Origin of the sequence: Paenarthrobacter sp. NPDC057355, from assembly GCF_042667405.1 — a bacterium.
Classification (GTDB): domain Bacteria; phylum Actinomycetota; class Actinomycetes; order Actinomycetales; family Micrococcaceae; genus Arthrobacter.
This window is the reverse complement of sequence record NZ_JBHVAL010000012.1, coordinates 8,652-29,699: the sequence shown is the minus strand read 5'-3', so window position 1 is coordinate 29,699 and position 21,048 is coordinate 8,652. Positions and strand designations below refer to the sequence as shown.

The window sequence follows — 21,048 nt, the reverse complement described above, 5'->3', positions numbered from 1 at the left end:
TTGGTGCCGGCCGGAAGTGGCTAGCACCCGCCGGGCTTGGTTCCGCGCAGATCCACAGTCGTGGACTTTACGAACCAGTCGGGGTGGCTGCCCTGTGTGACGCGGTACCAGGGCGTGCCGTTGTTGTAGATGTCCTTGGTGCAGTTGACGTTCAACCACCCTTCCGAGTTGGAGACCCAGCCAACGCCACAACTCGGACCGCTCGGGTTGTATGTATCCGCCTGTCCTGGCTTCCCGGGGCAGGTGTTGTTGTGCGCCCTGATCTCCCCTGCCGGGGGCTGTGGCGGCGGCGGCTCAGCCCCGCTGCGTGAAGTGTCGCTTCCAACCCGTCCTGCCTGTCCACCGCTGACGGCGCGGACCTGCAGGGTGTGTGTTTCGCTGAACCCAACGGTCTTGGAGAAACTCCGCTGGTCAGTGTTCTGCCAAGCCCCGCCGTCGAGGCTGTACTGGTAGCCGGTAACCGGCCGGCCGTTGCCGTTGGGAGCATTCCATGTCCAGGACACCGTCTTGTCCCCTACCCCGCTGCTCTTGCTGCCAGTAACGGTCGGAGCGTAGGCAAGGCCGTAAGGATTCACAGTGTTCGACGCCGGGCTGCGGTCACCGGGCGTGGGGTTCCGGGAGGAGATGGCCCACACGACCACGGCTGTGTCGGCTCCGTTGGGGGCTGCCACAACTCCGCCACCGGCGGGGATCGCACCAGTGCCGGACCCGGAGGTCAGGGCGTAGCGGTAGCTGATCTCGTTGGCGTTGGCACCGTTCCGTTCCGCCGCGGAGAGCGGGTTGAACGCAACACGGATCTTACCGCCGTCGGCGTTGGTCTCCACCAGGGCTGCCGAGGGTGCACCCACCATTCCAGGCTTGCCCGCGGCACGGATGGCATTGGACTGCTGGCTTACGCCACTGACGCCGGCCTTGTTGGTGGCCGAGACCGTGAATGAGTAGTCCGCTTCCGAGTTATCCACTGTCACGTTCTGGGAGGTAGCTGCCACGGCCTGGGAACCAACTGCCGCGCCACCACGGTACGTGGTGAGCGTGTAGGTGGACACGGCGTCGCCATTGTTGTTCGGGGCCGCCCAGCTGACCTGCAACTGGCTCTGGCTGCCCACGGAACCGGCACCGGCAACGGACGGGGCAGCCGGTGTGGCCGGCACACCCGCCGGCGTCTCCGAGGCCGAGTAGGTGCTCCACTCCGACGGTTCCTTGGCATCGTTGCGGGCCAGGACCCGGACCTTGTAGGCAACACCATTCGTCAGCCCTGTCCAGACGTGGCTGTTGCCCGTCAGGTTCTGGATCTGGGGATTCTGACCTGCCGGGGCAGGAGAAATCTCAAGATCATAGGACTTGATGGGAGAACCCTTGCTCGCCGGAGGAACCCAGGCGACGGAAAGCTGCTTGTCGCCGAACTTCAACGTGGGAGCAACGGGGGTGTCCGGTTTGACGTCGGGACGGACCTCGGCAGATACCGGCGAACGCTCGGATTCGTTGATGGCGTTCGTGGCCGTGACGGCGAAGTGGTACTTCACGTTATTGGTCAGGCCGGTCAGCGTACACGTGTTGGCGGGGCAATCCTGTTTGAAGCCGTTCTCGCCGTACACCGTGTACTTGGTGATGGGCGAACCACGGTCGGCCGGCGCGTTCCAAGTGAGCAATGCCGTTTGGTCGCCCACGCTCTGGGCCAGGGGTGTACTGGGCGCCGCCGGCTTGTCCTTGACAGTCAAACGGATGCGGGCCGTGGCGTAGCGCGAGATCTCGCCCGTCTTGTCCTGCACCGTATAGGCGACCACCATGGTGCCGGTGAAACCACCAGCAGGGGTGACAGTGACGTTGTCGCCGCCCGCTTCGGCCGTGCCCTGACCTGTCTCCGTGACGGCTGAAACGATCTTCAACGGCGTGTCCGGGAACGGGTTCGAATCGTTGGCCAGGACGTTGACCGTTACGGGCTTGCCGGACTGTGCGTCCGCCTCGGCGTCGTCGTTGGCAACAGGCTTCGGACGGTTGGAGGCCGCGAGTGAGAGCTTGTAGGTTGCAACGGCCTCCAGGCCGCGGCGGTCCTTGGCCTTCACCTGTACAGTGCCTGACTGTCCGATCTGCACGGAATCATCCGCGGAAACCTTCAGGGTCTTGCCATCCACCGACACCTTGAAGCCGCTCGTGGCAGAGCCTGTCAGCTCATACTTCATGTTCTGGACATCGTCCGAGTCAGGATCCGAGGTGAGTTTTTCAAGATCCAGGCTCGCGGAATCACCCTTCGGCACGTCCACGTCGCTGCCGAGCAGGACAGGCGGGTTGTTCTTGTTGGGATCCGGCAACACCTTGGTCCGGATGCTCAACGTCGACTTCAGTCCGTTGGGATCGTCCGGACCGATTCCGTCAGTGACTTCGAAACTGATCGAGCCAGGACCGACGTACTCGGCACCGGCACTGTACTTCAGACCAGTACCACCGTTCGCCACCGGATCTGAGCCGTCGGCGCCGATGAGCTTGATCCGGTCGGTCTGCGTCAGCCGGGGCGAACGGCCCTCGCGCACCTTTACCCATTCGGCAAGGTCGACCGTCACCGACTGGCCCGAGACCAACTCGATGACCTCGTCCTTGGCAAGGGTGGGGACCTGCTGGCCGATGCCGGGAACCCAGATGATGGCTGTGGACTTCTGACCATCCACGTCTTCAACTGTGTAGGGAACCAACTGCGGCTGCTCAGTGAGCTCGACAATGACGTTGCCCTCAGGCCCGGGACGCGCAGTGGTCACTTCGGTGCTGATTTTGAGGTTTTCCCCCACACCGTCGGGATCTTCATCGTTCTTGAGCACGGGAACGTCCACGGCCGTCTTTCCGAGCGTCTGGGCCGATGTCACGCGATCGTCACGGGCAATCGGTGCCTGGAGCGGGATGTCGTTCTTGACCACCACGCGGATGCTGGCCTGTCCGACTGCGTCACGGTCGTCTGCCACGGAGTAGCGGACGTTCACGGTGCCCTCTGCCGCCGGCGCCGTCACCAGGACGCGTCCACTGGTCTTGCTGACATGGGCGTCCAGGCCGGCATCGGCTTCGAGGCTGTCAGAGAGAATGCGGATGATGTCACCGTCGGGGTCGGTGTCGTTGGCGATGGCATCGACGGCGATCTGCCGGCCGGGACGAACCTTCACTTCGTCATCGACGGGTGCCGGTTTCTGGTTGTTCTCCCCGCGGGGAGCGACGCCCACAGTCACCGTTCCGGTGTTGACCGCACCCTGGCGGTCAATCACCTTGTAACGGAACGTATCCGTACCCGCGCCGTCACCGGCGGCGACGAAATCGATAAAGCTGCTTCCCGCCGTCGCCGTTCCCGTGGTGGGCGTGCTGTCGATGCCGGTGAGCTGGACGGAGTCGCCGTCGGGATCCATGCCGTCCAGCGGAACAGGAATCCGGACGCTGCCGCCGGCCACAACGCGGGCCGTCAGGTTCTGCGGCTGCGGACGCGAGTTCTGGGTGCCTTCCAGCGGAAGGATATGGATAGTCACCGCGGCCGCGCTCTTCTGGCCCTGCGGATCGACGGCGTTATAGATGGCACGCACTGTCTTGGGCGTGGGACCGGCGATGAAGCGCAGGGTCTTCTCGGAGATAAACGCCTTACCGTCTTCTTCGGCAATGGTCTGGGCCAGGACGGGATCCACTGAGAGCTCTTCACCCTGGGGATGTGTGTCATTGTCCAGGACCGGAATGGTGACGACGTCGTTCACGCGTACGTTCACCTCGTCCGGTTTGGGTTGGGGAGCCTCCACGACGGCGGGTGCCGGCACCGGTACGACGCCCACCGTTCCGGTGGCTGAGGTGCGGCCGTTGGACATGGTGTAGCTGAAGACGAACGGATCTTTGGAGCCAAGGACGTCCGTGACACGCAGGACACTGTGGTCGATCACGCTGACGGAAGCGGAGGAGCCATCCGGAACCGTCACGGACTGCAGGACCAGCACGCCTCCGGAAGGATCGGAGTCGTTGGCCAACGGGTCCACCAGCACGCTGCCGCCTACGGGAAGCAAGGCCACATCATGGACTGCGACAGGAGCACCCGCGTCCTTGCCGGACTCGACATCCACTCGGATGAGGCCTTGGCTGCTTTGCGGGCCGTTGCTGGCGATGTACGTCAAATAGATGGGCCCGGGCGTGGTGCTCCGGAACGTGAAGGTGCCGCCGTCGGTCACAGGACCGAGTTCGGCCGGCCCGGCGGCCTCGACGTGGGCCACGCGCAGCGCGCCGCCGTTGGGGTCGACGTCGTTCTTCAACGGTGCGATGACCAGGTCCTGGCCCACCACGGCTGTCACGTGGTCGGCGTTGACCACCGGTGCCAGGGCGCCCGGCGGCTGCACATTGACCACGATTCGTCCGGTAGTTGTGGCGCGGCCATCCCACACAGTGATTGTGACGTTCTTCTTGCCCGGTGCTGCCCCGGAATCCTGGTACGTCAGCAGGCCGTCGCGGCGCACCTTCACCTGGTCCTGGTCGTTGTCCGTCTTGGCGTCCAGCAGGACCAGGTCGTCGCCGTCAGGATCCATCCAGTCTGTCAGGATGTTCTGGCTGACGGACTTCCCCTGTTCCACCAACATGGTGGTGGGCTCACCGCGCTTGAAGAACGGAGGCTTGTTCTCTTCCGGGGCCACCACATGGAGGGTGACCTTGCCGCCCGCCGACAGGCTGCGTCCGTCCGCGGCGTTGTAGTCGAAGACTTCCGTTCCCGGTTTGGCATCCGCAGGAACCTTGATCTGGAAGGCGGAGCCACCGTAGATATTCTCCAGGGCGCCCATCTTGGGGCCGTTGGGACCCACCGATGCGGTGAGGACATCGCCGTCGGGGTCTGAGTCGTTGTCCAGGACGCTCAAAATGGAGGTCCGGCCCGGGCGGACGCCGAATTCGTCCGGCTTGGTTTCCGGCGGACGGTTTGGCTTGGTGCGGTCCGGCAGGACGTTGATGGTGTTGTTGTCCGCGGACTCCTGGTCCTGGTCATCGGACTGGTTCTTTGGCGGGACCACATCATCCCAGTTGTTGACCAGCTGCATATTCTGGTTGACCAGCCATACGCTGCCCGAGTTCACATCGTTGAGCACCACGAGATCGCGGTTGACGCGGAAGACATAGCTCGGCGAAGCACTGGCTTTGGGGACGTCGTTCTTCTTGTCATCGGCGTCATTGTCGCAGTCGCGAATGTACTTGTTCGCGCCTGACCAAGCGGCGTGGACGCACTTGCTGACCTGGACAGGGGCTGCGGGTACTCCCTCACCGTCGGCGTTGACAGTGGCGGCTGTGGACCCGTCGAGGGGCTGCTTCAGGAGTGCCTTGCGGGTGGCGAGGGCCACGTAGCTGCTGTCCTCGCTGGTCTGCTGGAGCTTGGCCTCGCGGGCGTCCTGCAGTTGGAGTCTGCGGCCGCCAGGAAGGAAAAGGTTCCCTGAGGCAGCGTCCAGGACTACCGGTTTGTCCCCCACCACGGAAAGCTGGAGATCACCGGCGCCTTTCAGCTCTTCCACCTTCGTGACCTCGGAGTTGGTGCGCTGGCCGTCGGCGTCAACGGTAATGACTGAGATTTCTCCCTTGCCGGGGTCGGCAGTGTAGATGCGGTTGTCTGCGCCGACCGCTGAGACCAGGCCCTGATCCCCCGTCAAGACCGGTTCGGTCCCCTCCTCGTCAAAGCCGTTGACGGTGGAGGGAGAAAGCGCCCACACTTTGCCCCGGGCAGGATCCGTCACGGAGAGGACCGTGGAGCCGTAGCTCACTTGTGACGACGACGGGAGCTGCTTGTCGCCGCCGAGCTTCAGGTTGGCGGCGGAGACCTGGTTGATGGTGGAGCCGGACTCGTCGTCGACGAACACGTTGCCTTCATGCTGCAGGACATCGAATGTGGTGGTGGCGGGCGTCACGGCGCCATCGAGGACGCGGGACGGATAGTTCAGCCGCCCTACTGCATTCTTGGTTTTGCTCACGACCCACACACCGCCGTCGTTCAAGTCCACCTCTGTGGTCTTGAACCCCGGGTACAGCACAGCCCCGGCGATCAGCACAGCGCCCGCCGCAGTCGCAGCGGTGCCCGTGATGATTTTCTTGTTTTGACGCTTTTTCAGCCCCAGCTTGCCGAAGAAAGTTGTCACAGCCCCAGAATTCCCTTTGTTTTCAGCCGCCCCCACGTGGCTTCCAGGCCAACCGGCGAGTGCCGACAGCCGTACAATCCGCAGTACCCCCGAACGGCGGCGGAATTTTCAGTCCCTAAGACTATCCCACGCGCCCCGCGGCCAGCCAAGGAAACCCGGGAGCGGGCTATCCATTGGCTGTGACAGCGTACAGTGCCGCCGCCGTGGGAGGCGATGGGGACAACTTCCCTGCACCGCGCAGCTGATGGCCTCAGCATTGCGGAATCTGGTGGGGTCCGGGATCGCCCAAGGTGGTGTTGCCCTGCGCGATGAAGCGGCCAGCGTTCGGTCCACTGGTCAGGCGGTACCAGGCGGCGTAGTTCAGGTACGGGGTGCTGCGGTTGATGTAGCAGTTGACCGTAAAGGAACCATTCGACTCGTACTGCCATGGGGTGCCATAGACCACGCCGTCACATCGGTGGCCTGGCGTATTCGGATCCCACGACGTCTGACCGGATGGCGCGGTGTCGGTGCACGTTCTGAAACTTCCTGCGGGCAGGGTCGCGTCCCAGGATGTCTTCTGCGGACCGCTCTGGGCACTGGCCGAAGCCACTGGTCCACCCTGGCCCACGGAGTTGAAGGTCTGGACTTCAATAGTGCGCGTCTGGTTGTAGCCGCCCGTGTTCACCACGCGGCTGCCTGAGGCGGATTCGTTGATCCACCCGGTGTCCGTTCCACCGCCCGTGATCCGGATCTTGGTCGCGGCAACGTCGTTGCCGGCCGTGGAAGGCGAGGACCAGTTCAAGGTAAGGGTGGTCTGGTTCTGGCCGCCGTTGGAGCCGGAGGCCGACGGCGTGCCCGGCGAACCATACGGTGTGGTGGTCGCCGGAGCGCTGGGATTCGAACTGGGTGCCACAGTAGATACAGCGTTGACAGTGATGGTGGTGGCCTGCCCATTGGTGAAGCCACTGACCGTTTGCCCGGGGCTGATGGGACCCGATTGTCCGGTACTGGCGACGTAGCGGTAGCTCACTTCACTTTGGGCGGATCCGTTGCGCTGAGTTTGGTCAAGGGCTGTGAAATTGATGGTCACGGCCCGGCCGGCTCCCCCGGTATTGGCGGGTGTCGCTGAGACGTTGTTAACCCGGCCCAGCATGCCGGTGGCACGCCGTGGCGCCGAGGGTGCACTGACGCTGCCCTTTCCGGCTTTGTTCTCCGCTTGCACCGTGAATGTGTAGCCTTTCTCGTCATTCTGCGCGGTGAAAACTGCGGAGCGAACGTTGCCGGGGATCGTCTGCGTCTGGGGCACTCCGTTACCACCGCTCATGGTGACGTAATACGCCTTGATCGGATCACCATTGATGTCCGGTTCTGTCCAATCGACACGGAGCTGGTTTTGGGTTCCCACCGACTGCACCACAGCGGTGGTTGGGGCCGCGGGAGCGCCGGGAAGCCCTGCCGGGTTGTCCTCAATGGAGTACATGCCCCAGTCCGAGGGCCCGAGATCATTCACTGCCTGGGCCCGTACCTTGTACTTCACGCCATTGGTGAGGCCGGGCCATGTGTAGCTGAGGCCTGTGACCTCGTTCTTCACGGCGATACCGTTGGCCGGAGGCGGCGAGATTTCCAAGTTGTAGTGCTTCACCGGTGATCCCTCCGTCTTGGCCGGGGTCCAGGTGATCGCCATGTTCTTGTCACCCGCCTTGACGGTGGGGGCATCGGGCGGTGAAGGCTTCTCATCCGGCTTGATCTCGTTGGAGGCCGTTGATGCCGGCGAATCGCCTACCTCGTTGGTGGCGAAAACGGTGAACACGTATTTCACGTTGTTGGTCAACCCGGACAGCGTGCAGGTGGTGGTGGGGCACACTTGCTCGAAGCCCGCCGCTTTCACGGTGTACTTGGTGATGGCTGCGCCATTGTCCGACGGCGGCGTCCACTTGAGCACAGCGGTCCGGCTTCGCACATCCGTGGCCACGGGCGCCGAGGGAGCGTCCGGCTTGTCACGCACCGTGATACGGACACGGCCCGTGGCCTGCCTTGAGGGGTCCTTGGTCTTATCCAGCACCGTGTACCGGACCACCATCACGCCCTTGAAGCCCTCGGCCGGGGTAACGGTGATCGAGTCACCGGAGACCGTTGGCTGGCCGGCGGCAGATCCTGTTTCCACCGCAGCGTTTTCGATGGTCAGGGGGGCATCGTTGAAGGGGTTGAAGTCGTTGGCGAGGACATTGACCGTTTCCGAACGGCCAGCGTTGGCTTTGTCCACGGAGTCGTCGTTCGCTACCGGACGCGGCCGGTTCGAGGAGACAACGGTGGCGGTGACGGTTGCCCGCACGGCATCGGAACGGCCGTCGGTGACCTTGAGCGGGAAAGTACCTACAGCGCCCGGATTGAGGGAAAGGTCGGGGCTGATCTTGAGGACGGTTCCTTCAACCTTGGCTTGGAAACCAGTCGGTTGTTCCCCGTCGAGCTCGAACTTCAGGTTGCCTTGGTCGCGCTCGTCCACGTCCTTGGCAAGGTTGGCCAGCTCGACGTCGGTGGTCTCACCCTTGGGCGCCTCCACCGAAGCGCCACTGAAGGTAGGCGGGTGGTTGGCGTTGGGGTCCGGAATGACCTTGGTCATGATGGTCAGTGTGGACTTCAGGCCCTGGGAGTCATCCGGGCCAGAGCCGTCCGTAACCTCAAAGGTGATGGAACCAGGACCGACGTAGTCGGCTTGTGCCGCATAGCGCAATGCGTTTCCGTCGCCCGAGATGACGTTGCTGGGATCTCCGCCTTGGACGCGGATCTTGTCAGCCACCGTGATGCGCGCTTGGCGGCCTTCCCGGACGCGGACGTACTCCTGCAGGGACAACGTGACGTCCTTGCCGGACATGACTTCCACGGGATCAGTCTTGGCCAGGGTCGGGTATTGGAGGCCCTGGCCCGGGATCCACATCACGGCCGTAGCGGACTGGCCGTCGATATCGGTGACGGTGTATGGGATGAGCTGGTCCTGCGGGACGAGAGTCACCACGACGTTCCCCGAGGTACCGACGCGTGCATTCGGATTCCCGTCCGGCAACGTGATGGTGAGATCCTCAGCTACGCCGTCGGGATCCGAGTCGTTCTTCAGGACCGGAACGTCGACCGCTGTCTTGCCCAGCGTCTCCGCCAGTGTGACGCGGTCGTCCACGGCAATCGGCACGTGCAGGGGCGCCGTCGGGCTTGTCTGGACGCGGACCACAGCGCTGGCTTCGGCCTTCTTGTCGTCCTGGATCCGGTAGCTGATGCTCTCGGTACCGGCTGCGCCGGGCGCGGTCAGCAGGACCTTGCCCGAGGCGGCCTCCACTTGAAGGCCGGGGTTGGCTTCGAAGGAATTTACCAGGGCGATGGGGTCGCCGTCGGGATCGGAGTCGTTCTTCAAGGCATCCACCGCGATGCGGCGGCCGGGACGGACATCAACGGCGTCGTCGACGGCGATCGGCTTTTGGTTGTTTGCCTCAGCCGGAGCGATGCCCACAATCACCGTCCCCGTGTTTTCGGCGCCAATCCGGTCGCGGACCCGGTAGCTGAAGGTGTCCGTACCGGCGGACTTTCCCCCGGCCGTGAACTCGATGTAGCCGTCCCGCACCACTGCGGTGCCCATGGCCGGTGCTTTGTCCACGCCGATGAGCTGCACGGAGTCGCCGTCGGCATCGATGCCGTCCAGCGGAACCGGTATCTTGACGGTCATGCCTGCCACAACCCGCGCCGTCAGGTTGCGTGGTTCGGGACGGGTGTTGGTGGCGTCATCCCTGGCGCGGATGCGGATAGTCACCTGCTGGGAGTCGGTCTGGCCGGAGGAATTGCTGACCTTGTAGATCGCGTACACCGTCTTGGGAACCTCGCCCGCGATGAAGCGCAGGTAGTTGCCCGCGACGAACATCCGTCCGTCCGCCACGTCCGGCTGCTGCGCCAGGACGGCGTCGAGCTTCAGTTCGCCACCGTTGGGATCGGAATCGTTTTCCAACACAGGGATGGTGACAACATCGCCTACCCGCACAGACACTTCATCAGGCTTGGCTTGCGGCGCCTGGAGCTTGCTGGGGGCCGGGACGACCTGCACGGAGATGTCGCCCGTTGCCGAGGCCTTGCCGTTCGAAATCGTGTACTTCAGGGACAGCTGGCCCGTCGCATGGATATCGGTGATCTTGACGACAGAGTGGTCCAGGACCGCCACCGAGACAGGAAGACCATCCGCTGCCGTCACGGACTGGACAACCAGTACCCCACCGGCGGGGTCGGAGTCATTGCCCAGCACGTCCACCACCGTGCTGCCACCGCTGGGCAGCAGGGCGATGTCCCGGACCGCGACAGGAGCGCCGTCGTTGCTGCCGGACACGACGTCGACGCGCACCAGCTGCTGGGCACTCGCTGGCCCGTTGGTGACCATGTAGGTGACATAGTGCGGGCCGACGCTGGTCGAGTTGAACGTGAACGTCTGCTGGTCCGGACCAATCACTGCCGTGGCTTGGTCGTCCGGCTGTGCTTGGGCAAGGCGCAGGGTGCCGCCCTGGGGGTCGGAATCGTTCTTGAGTGGAGCGATCACCGTGTCCTGGCCGGCGACCGCCACCACGTGGTCGGCATTCGCGATGGGTGGCAGGGCTCCCGGGGCCCGGACATCAACGCTGATGCGCCCATCGGTGCTCAGTGTTCCGTCCGAGACCGTAACGGAGATCGTCTTCTTCCCTGGCCCCGCACCCGAGTCCTGGAACGTCAGCAGCCCGTCCGGCCTGATCCGGACCTGGTCGGCGGGATCACTGCTGGCGGCAGACACCGCAAAGAGGTCGTCTCCGTCGGGGTCGATCCAGTCACTGAGGATGTATTGGTTGGCGATCTTGCCGGCCTGCACCACCAACGCATTATTCCTGTTTGGTTTTTGCTGGGGGGCAGCATTTTCTCCCGGTGGAACGATCCTGAGGTCCACGTTCGTGGATGCGGTGCCGCCGCGGCCATCGTCCACGGAATACTTGAACGACTCCGAACCGGACTGCCCGGCGGGAACAGTGATCTGGAAGCCCGTCCCACCGTAGACCGGCGCCAGCGCCCCGGATTTAAGTGCTTGGTCAGCCGAAACGGTCAGGACATCGCCGTCGGAGTCGGCGTCGTTGTCAAGCACAGGCAGGAGGGTTGTCTTGCCGGCCCGCACGCCGTAAGCGTCGGGTTTCGCCACCGGCGGGGTGTTCGGTTTGCTGCGGTCCGGAAGGACCGTCTGCTGGACTTCGTCAGCAGAGTCCTTATCGGCGTCGTCCGAGGTTTGCTCCGGCGGGATGACGTCGTCCCAGTTGTTGACCAACTGCATGTTTTGGTTGACCATCCAGACGTTGCCCGAGTTGACATCGTTCAGGACCACGAGATCGCGGTTGACCCGGAAAACGTACGACGGCGACGCACTCGCCTTGGGCACGTCGGCGCGGCGGCTGTCAGCCTGGTTGGTGCATTCGCGGAGGTACTTGTTGGCTCCGGACCAGGCCGCGTAGGTGCAACTGCCCAGGTGGACAGGCGCTGCCGGAACGCCCTGTCCGTCGGCCGGTATGGTCTTGGCAGTGCTTCCATCGAGCGGCTGCAGCAACAGTGCTTTGGTGGTGGCAATGGCCACGAAATCCGCAGAGGTTCCGCTTTGCTGCAGCTTTGCGTCACGGGCGTCGTCCAAGTGCACCGTGGCTCCGCCGGGCAGGACGAGGTTTCCTGTGGCCTCGTTGAGGACAACCGCCTTGTCTCCCACGGCGGTCAGCTGGAGGTCTCCCGGGGCCTTCAGGGCGTCATCCTTGCGGACCTGCGAGTCCACGGACTGGCCGTTGGCATCGACTTTGGTGTCCGTCACGCTGCCGGTTTCCGGGTCCACGGTATGGATGGTGTCGTCTTTGCCGACAACGGACACGATGCCGGTGGACTGCTCCAGCACGGGCTCGGATTCGTCACTGAATCCACCCACTGACCCCGCCGTGAGTGCCCAGACTTTGCCCTTGGAAGGGTCGGTGACGGCCAGGACCCGGTTGCCGAAGCTCACGTCGGCCGAACCGGGAAGCTTCTGGTCGCCGCCCAACCGCATGTTGGCCGCGCTGACCGGGTTGATGGTGGCGCCATCAACGTCGTCGATGAAAACGTCGCTGGCCTGCTGCAGAATGTCGAAGTCCTTGCTGGCCGGGGTAACGGCGCCGTCCAGGGACTTGGACGGATAGTTGAGCCGCCCGGCGGCACCCTTGGACTTGCTGATGACCCAGACGCCGCCGTCGTTAAGGTCCACCTCGGTGGTCTTGAATCCGGGATAGAGGATCGCGCCGGTCACCAGGACTGCGGCCGCGGCTGTGAAGGCGGTAGCTGTGATAACCCGCCGCCGTCGAATTTTGACACGGCGATTCCCGGACCCATCGGTCAGAGCCATCCACATTCCCCACTTTTAGGCAGCCAGCACCGAACTCCGGCCATCACGACACAAACAAGCTAAGAGTAGCGGGTTAATCCATCGATTAGCCAAGGCTTCGAAACATGGAGCAGGACGCGCGCAACAGTTCCCGTGTTGTAACCGGCCCTTTAATCCAAGACGAGGCCCTTGCCGCGTCCCCTGGCCAGCATGACCGGGTGGATCTCACCAAAGCCGCGCACGTTCTCCGACTTTTGGGGCACCAGCACAAAGCGATCATCCTGGCCCAGGGCCGCAGCGGTCATGGCATCCACCAGTACAGTTCCGGGTTGGGCCAGCGTCGTGAGGCGCGCGGCCAGATTCACCGTGGGTCCGTAGATATCGCCGAGCCGGGACAGGATCCGCCCCCACACCATGGACACGCGGCATTGGGGCAGGATTTCATCTTCGGTGAAGGCCTGTGCCAAGGCGAGGGAAATCTCGGCCCCGGCAGCCGGCGTCTCGGCAATGTAGAGGACTTCGTCGCCCACGGTCTTGACCAGTCGCCCACCCCCAACGGAGATGATTTCGGCACATTTGTTCTCGAAGCGCTGCACCAGCTGGGCCAGGGTTTTTTCGTTCATTCGCCGGGAGAGGCTGGTGTAGGAGACGAGGTCGGCGAACCCGACGGCGCGCGCCAAGGGCAACGGGGAGTCGTCCTCGTCCCCTTCGCGGCCTTCCTCGCTGGCCTGCAACCCGGCTTCGGCCCGCACAGCCAACCGCTGAATGCCGGCGTTGAGCTGGCGGCGGTAGGAGTAGACCAGGATCTCTTCGAGGGAGTCCACCAAGGATGGCAAACGGCCCACCAACTGCTTACGGGCCACCGCATCCGGAATGCCCTGCTCCGAGACCATGTCTTCCACCAGGGCCTCGATCTGCCAGACCACCATGCGGTCCGTCATCTGGCCGATGGACCGGGTCACGGAGATGGCAGCTTCTTCAGTCAGGAGACCTGCCCGAACAAGGTCCAGGATGCGGGACAGGGCAGCTTGGTCGCGCTCAGTGAACGCTACGTCCTCATCGTTGAAGTTCGGGAATCCCAACGCCCGCCACACCTTGCGCGCAGACAGGATGGATACGCCCGCGCCGGCCGCCACTTCACGACGCCGGAGCTTGCGTTCACCACCAAGCAGCTTCGATTCCAGTGCTTTGATGGCGAGCCGTTCTGCCGACATCACGCCGGTCGGCGGACCCGTGGGTACTGGCGCAGGCGAGGAGCCGGGTTCAGCGTCGTCGTCCACGTCAGGTTCCGGTCCTGCGTCCGAAGGTCCGGGTACGGCGTCGAACTCCTGGTCGAGGTCCTCGCCGGACTGCTGATCCTCAACGCTCATCCCATCCACCTTCTCTCAATTCCCACGGCAATTCTTCATAGTCGTCCAGCAGTTCACCCTCAACAACCTCACCTTTCGGGAGTTCGTCCATCGCGTCAAGAATGAAGCCCCTGAATTTGCCGGCCTCAGGAACATCGGTCAGCAACGCTGCTCCGGAGTGCCCGGTATCCAAGGATATATTCCCCGAGTGCAATGTCCGTTGGATGAGGCTTTGATGGACGCCCACGTTGCGAATCGAGGCCAGGGAAACCTGCCAATCATTCCGGCGGAACATTCCGAATCTGGCAAGTATGCGTCTGCTGGTCAGGATGTACCGGATGGATCGCCACTTCAGGACGCGCTTGAGGCTGTACGCCGCCAGGACCCACGCGGCCAGCAGAACGCAGGCACCCATGAGCCAGGGCGTCCAATCCACTGTGATGAAGGGAACCAGGCGCTGTGCGTTGCCTTTGACGATCCATGCACAGGCGTACGCGGCGAGTGCGGGAACAACGATGAAGGCCAGCGCGGGAAAGAAAAGGGAGCGGGCCTGTTGACGCGTAATGGTGATGACCTGCTCCCCCGGAAGCAACTCTTTACGCATAACCGCTTTCTGTGGCACGCAGGTGCACCACATCGCCTGCAGTGATGACATGTTCCCGGCCACCATGGTCAACCACCAGCAAGGAACCGTGCTCGTCCAGGCGGGATGCGTGCCCCACCAGTTCGAGATCTCCGGGCAGATGTGCCCGGACTTCCCGCCCCAGGGTGACCATGGCCGATTCAACCCGCTTATGCAGCGACGCTCCGCCGGCCAAACCGGCCGCAGGGTCCCCTTCGGAGTTGCAGAAGCTGCGGTAGAGCTTGGCAAAACGCGATAGGTAGCTTTTCAGCAGTGCGGTGCGGTCCGTCGTCGTGGCCCTTTCGACGGCGAGGGACGTCGCGGTGGGAACCGGCAGCTCGTCCTCGGCGAGGGATACGTTCAGCCCGACGCCCAGGACCACCGCCGGGACGGAGCCGTCCCCGAGCCCGGTCATCTGGGCAAGGATACCGGCGATCTTCCGGCCCTTGACCAGGACATCGTTGGGCCACTTGATCTCGGCAGTGACTCCGGCGGTTTCCTGCAGCGCTTCACGCAGGGCGACGGCTGCCAGCAGTGACAACCACGAGTAGCTTTGCGTCGGAACCGGCATGCCTTGGGACGTGACGGGCCGCAGCACGATGGAGACGGACACCGCAGAGCGCTCGGGAGCTTCCCAGTGCCGGTCCAGGCGTCCGCGGGCCGCTGTCTGGTGTTCGGCCGTCAATACAGCGAGGTCGCCCCACTTTTTCGGCTCCACGCTCACTGCCCGCACGAGGTCCGCGTTGGTGGAGCCCGTCGAGTCGACAATATTCAACTGTGAGATGCCAGTGGCGGACAGGAAGTCTGGTTGTTGCAGCGCTTCGCGATCCAGCGCGGGCCGTTCCACGCCCCTGGAGGGCACGTGCGGTTCGCTGCTGTTGGGCTGTTCGGCATCCATAGCTGAATCCTATCCAGTTGCACCGGCCGGGAAGGCCTGATGCCCTGAAAAGAACCTGTAAATCGGCTTAGAGGAAGATGTCCGGCACCAGGCGGTCTTCGGGGGCACCGAGGCTGTAGGGCGCAAAATCCGAGACGCCGGCGGCGCGCAGGACTTCCTCATCGGTGTAGAAGTTCCCTGTAGCTTCCGGGCCCGTCAGTACCGCGTGCGCTGCGTCGGCCATGATCTCCGGCCCGCGGGCCGCCTGCACCATTTGCCGGCCACCGGGCATGTTCCGGATCGCAGCGGTGTCGATCAAGGTGCACGGCCACAGCGAGTTGACCGACACGCCGTCGTTCTTCAACTCTTCGGCGAGCCCCAAGGTGGTGAGGCTCATACCGTACTTGGCCATGGTGTAGGCCAGGTGCATGCCCGCCCATTTGGGGTCGAGGTTCAGCGGCGGGGAAAGCGTCAGGATGTGGCCGTTGCCCGACTCCTTGAGCGCCGGCAACGACAACTTCGACAACAGGAACGTGCCGCGGACATTGATGTCCTGCATGAGGTCGTACCGCTTCATGTCGACGGCATCGGTGCGGGACAGGTCAATGGCGGAAGCGTTGTTGACCACGACGTCGATGCCCCCGAAACGCTCGACGGCGGCGGCAACCGCGGCGGCGACGTCGTCATCATTGCGGACGTCCCCGACCAGCGGCAGGGCCTGTCCGCCAGCGGCGACCAGCTGCTCTGCAGCGGTAAAGACCGTCCCCTCGAGCTTCGGGTGCGGATCGCCGGTCTTGGCCATGAGGACGATGTTGGCGCCATCGCGTGCGGCACGGGTGGCGATGGCCAGGCCGATGCCGCGGCTGCCGCCTGACATCAGGATGGTCCTGCCTTTGAGCGAACCCGTGGCGACGTAGGGGCTGCCACTCTGGGAAAGTGTGCTGGAAGCATCGTTGCTTGAAGTCATGGGGACACTCTAGCCCAACTATGTTACCGGCGGGTAACATAGTGATGGATTTGGCTACGACGCGGAAAATTGTAGGGTTTCTACAGCGGTTCGCGGCAAACGCGTCACTAGACTGGCCTGCGGGGCCTGTTCTTTGTACGGAAGCTACTTAAGTCAGCTACTTGTCCGCACTCAGGACTGCGCCAGCGAATATCAGCTACAGAGCCGGAGACACTTGATGAGCCACGATCTGACAACGACAGCGGGAAAGATTGCCGACTTCCGCGACCGCCAGGCACGGGCAGAGCAGCCTTCCGGCCCGGAAGCAATCGAGAAGCAACACGCACGCGGAAAGAACACCGCCCGTGAGCGCATCGACCTCCTGGTCGACCCCGAATCGTTCGTCGAGTTCGACGCCTTGGCCGTCCACCGCTCCACCGCCTTCGGCATGGAAAAGAAGAAGCCCCTGGGCGATGGCGTCGTCTCCGGATACGGCACCGTGGATGGCCGCCTGGTTGCCATCTACAGCCAGGACTTCAGCGTCTACGGCGGCTCCCTCAGCCAGGTCAACGGCGAAAAGATCGTCAAGGTCCAGGAATTCGCCCTCCGCAACGGCTGCCCGGTTGTCGGCATCAACGACGGCGGCGGCGCACGCATCCAGGAAGGCGTCGCCTCCCTGGCCATGTTCGCGGACATCTTCCGCAACAACGTCCACGCCTCAGGCGTGGTCCCCCAGATCTCCCTCATCATGGGTCCGTGCGCCGGCGGCGCGGCCTATTCCCCTGCCCTGACCGACTACGTGGTGATGGTGGACAAGACCTCCCACATGTTCATCACCGGCCCGGACGTCATCAAGACCGTCACCGGCGAAGACGTGGACATGGAAACCCTGGGCGGTGCCCGGCAGCACAACGCCACTACCGGCACGTCCACATACCTGGCATCCGATGAAGCCGATGCGATCGAGTTCGTCCGTGAACTCCTGGACTTCCTGCCCTCCAACAACCTCTCCGAGGCTCCGGTCGTTGAGCACGACCAGGAGTTGGAACTCGACGACGCCGACCTCGCCCTGGACACGCTGATTCCGGATTCGGCCAACCAGCCCTATGACATGCGCAAGGTCATTGAGCAGATCGTGGACGACGCACACTTCCTGGAGATGCAGTCGCTGTACGCCCCCAACGTCATCATTGGCTACGGCCGCGTTGAAGGCCACACTGTTGGCATCGTGGCCAACCAGCCCATGCAGTTCGCAGGAACGCTGGACATCTCGGCTTCGGAAAAAGCCGCCCGCTTTGTCCGCCACTGCGACGCTTTCAACATCCCCATCATCACCCTCGTGGACGTCCCGGGCTTCCTCCCCGGCAAGGACCAGGAGTTCCAGGGCATCATCCGCCGCGGCGCCAAGCTCCTCTATGCCTACGCGGAGGCTACTGTTCCCAAGCTCACCGTCATCACCCGCAAGGCGTACGGCGGAGCGTACATCGTGATGGGTTCCAAGAAGCTCGGCGCCGACCTCAACCTTGCCTGGCCCACCGCCCAAATCGGAGTCATGGGCGCCCAGGGCGCGGTGAACATCCTGTACCGCCGCGATCTCGCAGCCGTGGCCGAGGCCGGAGGAGACGTCGAGGCCCGCCGTGCAGAGATCATCCAGGGCTACGAGGAAGAACTCCTCAACCCGTACCAGGCCGCTGAGCTTGGTTATGTTGACGCTGTCATTGCACCTTCGGATACCCGCCTGCAGATTATTCGTGGCTTGCGCGCCCTGCGTGACAAGCGTGCGAGCCTGCCCACCAAGAAGCACGGAAACATCCCGCTGTGACCACCGCACAGACCCCTTCGCCGGCCGAGGAGCCCGCGCAGCCCCTGTTCTCGGTGGTCAAGGGCGAACCGACGGCCGAAGAGCTCGCGGCGATTGCCGCCGTCGTGGTTTCCCTTGGCGCTCCACAGGAAGCGGAGCCGTCCAAGCCGAACGTCAGGCACTGGGTGCGCCGCCAGCAGTTGCGCCTTGACCCAACACCGGGTCCGGGCGCGTGGCGGCGCAGCCGGGGCTGATTCCCCGCGGCACGTTGCAAATAAGTTCAACAACCCTTTCACGTGGCGTTCGTCACGGTTAGGCTCTGTGGGTGACTACTGCAAACACCCCCGTACGCCCGAAGTCTGCCATCGACGCCGTCGCTGACGCGTACACAGAAAAGCTGATCGAACTCAATCCCAGCTTCGCCACCACGCTTGGGCTGCCCGGCCACGAGACGGAGTACCAGGACTATTCGCCGGCCGGGGCGGCTGCCCACGCCCAGGCTGCACGGGAGGCCTTGGACTCCTTGGCTGCACTTGAGCCCGCTGACGAAACCGATGCCGTAACGCTTGATGCGATGCGCGAGCGTCTCGGCCTGGATCTGGAGATCCACGCCTCCGGCTGGGACGCGGCGGACCTGAACAACATCGCATCCCCGGCCCAGGACATCCGCGCCATTTTCGACCTCATGCCCACCGACACGGCGGAACAGTGGGGGCACATCGCCGGCCGCGCGGCCAACGTGCCGGGCGCGATCGAGGGCTACATTTCATCGCTTCGGGCAGCCGCTGCCTCCGGGAAGGTCTCCGCCGCCCGGCAGGTCCGCATCGTCATCGAGCAGACCAGCCGTTACGCCGCCGATGACGGATTCTTTGCCAAATTGGCCGCCAATGCCCGGATTGGCGACGCCCCGTTGCCCGCCGACGTTCAGGACAAGCTCGACGCCGGAACAGCCGCCGCGCGTTCGGCGTACAGTTCGCTGGGCGCCTTCCTGCGGAACGAACTCCTCCCGATGGCCCCGGAAAAGGACGCCGTTGGACGCGAACGTTACGCCCTTGCCTCCCGGTCATTCCTGGGTGCAGCGGTGGACCTGGAAGAAACGTACGCCTGGGGTGTACAGGAATTGGACCGGCTCATCGGTGAACAGGAAAAGGTTGCCGGGCAGATCAAGCCGGGTGCGTCGATCGAGGAAGCCAAGAGCATCCTGAACAACGATCCCGCCCGGCAAATCAAGGGCACCGATGCCCTCAAAGCCTGGATGCAGGAACTTTCAGATCGCGCCGTGTCCGAACTGGCGGACGTACACTTCGACATCCCGGACGTCATGAAGACCCTTGAATGCATGATCGCCCCCACCGATGACGGCGGCATCTACTACACCGGCCCCTCGGACGACTTCTCCCGGCCAGGCCGGATGTGGTGGTCCGTTCCCGCAGGCGAAGACACCTTTACTACGTGGTCCGAAACCACCACGGTGTTCCACGAAGGAGTCCCGGGACACCACCTGCAGGTGGCAACGGCAACGTACCGCCGCGAGCTGCTGAACAACTGGCGCCGCAACGTCTGCTGGGTCTCGGGCCACGGTGAAGGTTGGGCGCTGTACGCCGAACAACTCATGCTCGAGCTGGGCTACCTCAAGGACCCGGGCGACCACATGGGCATGCTGGACGGCCAGCGCATGCGCGCGGCACGCGTGGTGTTCGACATCGGCGTCCACCTGGAGCTGCCGGTTCCCGAACGCTGGGGCTCCGGCACTTGGACCCCGGAGAAGGGCTTCGACTTCCTCAAGGCCAACCTGGATATCAGCGAGGGCCAACTTCAGTTCGAATTCGCCCGCTACCTCGGCTGGCCGGGACAGGCCCCTTCCTACAAAGTAGGCCAACGTCTCTGGGAACAGATCAGGACGGACCTGGAGGGGCGGGGGGAATTCGATCTCAAGTCCTTCCACAGCAAAGCCCTGAACATAGGCTCGGTAGGCCTGGATGTGCTGCGAAGGGCGTTGCTGGGTTAGTCCGCTTGAGCGCCCACGGCCGGGCACCTCGGCTTGCTGCTCCTTCATTGCTCGGACGCACACCGCAGGGCGCCCGGCCTTTGGCGTTCCTACCAAGCTTTGTCCGGCGGGGTTTGCGCCCTTTGGCGCGGTGCTCGCACCCGATTCCGCCAAGCGCACCCCTTCGGCGTTGGCTGCGCACCCCTTGCCGCAAAATACACCAGCGATTACCGGTGCGATCGGCGTTACGGGGTGCGGACCACAACAACGACGCCGGCACCCACCCTATTTGCCACTCTCACCCCGCCCCCTCGCCAGGGCACCCTTTCCAGGTCCACCCCTCGGCGGGCCTCTACCGGTGCTCGCACCCGATTCCGCCAAGCGCACCCCTTCGGCGTTGGCTGCGCACCCCTTGCCGCGAAATGCACCAGCGGTTACTGGTGCGATCGGCGTTACGGGGTGCGGACCACAACAACGACGCCGGCGGCCACCCTATTTGCCGCTCTCACCCCGCCCCTCGCCAGACGCACCCTTTCCGATGCACCTTCCGGGCCCTATTGGTGCTCGCACCCGATTCCGCCAAGCGCACCCCTTCGGCGTTGGCTGCGCACCCCTAGCCGCGAAATGCACCAGCGGTTACGGGTGCGATCGGCGTTACGGGGTGCGGACCACAACAACGACGCCAGCGGCCACCCTATTTGCTACTCTCACCCCACCCCTCGCCAGGGCACCCTTTCCAGGTGCACCTCTCGGCGGCCGTCTATTGGTGCTCGCACCCGATTCCGCCAAGCGCACCCCTTCGGCGTTGGCTTCGCACCCCTAGCCGCAAAATGCACCAGCGGTTACGGGTGCGATCGGCGTTACGGGGTGCGGACCACAACAACGACGCCGGCGGCCACCCTATTTGCTACTCTCACCCCACCCCTCGCCAGGGCACCCTTTCCAGGTGCACCTCTCGGCGGCCGTCTATTGGTGCTCGCACCCGA

At 63.9% G+C, this 21,048-nt stretch carries 9 protein-coding genes; 3 read left to right on the top strand and 6 right to left on the bottom strand.

The genetic code is table 11. The annotated features are described in order from the left end of the window. Positions 1–20: 20 nt before the first annotated feature. The 6 genes from ACFUOZ_RS13850 to ACFUOZ_RS13825 form a co-directional block, all read right to left on the bottom strand. Positions 21–6,116 (bottom strand): Ig-like domain-containing protein, encoded by a 6,096-nt coding sequence (locus tag ACFUOZ_RS13850; protein WP_377549073.1) that lies wholly within the window; start codon positions 6,114–6,116, stop codon positions 21–23. A gap of 250 nt (positions 6,117–6,366) precedes the next feature. After that, positions 6,367–12,501 carry an Ig-like domain-containing protein gene (locus ACFUOZ_RS13845; RefSeq protein WP_377549071.1) on the bottom strand — a complete coding sequence of 2,045 codons (6,135 nt, stop codon included), beginning with the start codon at positions 12,499–12,501 and terminating at the stop codon, positions 6,367–6,369. Positions 12,502–12,650: 149 nt separating this feature from the next. Further along, the gene (locus ACFUOZ_RS13840; protein ID WP_377549069.1) at positions 12,651–13,850 is read right to left on the bottom strand and encodes an adenylate/guanylate cyclase domain-containing protein; all 1,200 of its coding nucleotides are present in this window, start codon (positions 13,848–13,850) and stop codon (positions 12,651–12,653) included. Next, on the bottom strand, positions 13,840–14,433 hold the full coding sequence (locus ACFUOZ_RS13835) for a PH domain-containing protein (protein WP_377549067.1): 594 nt from the start codon (positions 14,431–14,433) through the stop codon (positions 13,840–13,842). The genes ACFUOZ_RS13840 and ACFUOZ_RS13835 overlap by 11 nt, the downstream gene beginning before the upstream one ends. Continuing rightward, positions 14,426–15,349, bottom strand: a complete 924-nt coding sequence (locus ACFUOZ_RS13830; RefSeq protein ID WP_377549065.1) for a biotin--[acetyl-CoA-carboxylase] ligase — start codon at positions 15,347–15,349, stop codon at positions 14,426–14,428. The genes ACFUOZ_RS13835 and ACFUOZ_RS13830 overlap by 8 nt, the downstream gene beginning before the upstream one ends. 67 nt (positions 15,350–15,416) lie before the next feature. Next, positions 15,417–16,295 (bottom strand): SDR family oxidoreductase, encoded by an 879-nt coding sequence (locus ACFUOZ_RS13825; RefSeq protein ID WP_377549063.1) that lies wholly within the window; start codon positions 16,293–16,295, stop codon positions 15,417–15,419. Positions 16,296–16,512: 217 nt separating this feature from the next. On the opposite strand from ACFUOZ_RS13825, the gene ACFUOZ_RS13820 reads away from it, so the two are divergent. From ACFUOZ_RS13820 to ACFUOZ_RS13810, 3 genes are all read left to right on the top strand, one after another. Further along, positions 16,513–18,096, top strand: coding sequence for an acyl-CoA carboxylase subunit beta (locus tag ACFUOZ_RS13820; RefSeq protein ID WP_377549061.1), 1,584 nt, complete (start codon positions 16,513–16,515; stop codon positions 18,094–18,096). Next, positions 18,093–18,329, top strand: a complete 237-nt coding sequence (locus ACFUOZ_RS13815) for an acyl-CoA carboxylase subunit epsilon (RefSeq protein WP_377549058.1) — start codon at positions 18,093–18,095, stop codon at positions 18,327–18,329. Before ACFUOZ_RS13820 ends, ACFUOZ_RS13815 begins: the two co-directional genes overlap by 4 nt. A 71-nt stretch (positions 18,330–18,400) precedes the next feature. Continuing rightward, entirely contained in the window at positions 18,401–20,083 is a 1,683-nt protein-coding gene (locus ACFUOZ_RS13810) for a DUF885 domain-containing protein (RefSeq protein ID WP_377549056.1), read from the top strand. The last annotated feature ends 965 nt before the right edge of the window (positions 20,084–21,048 follow it).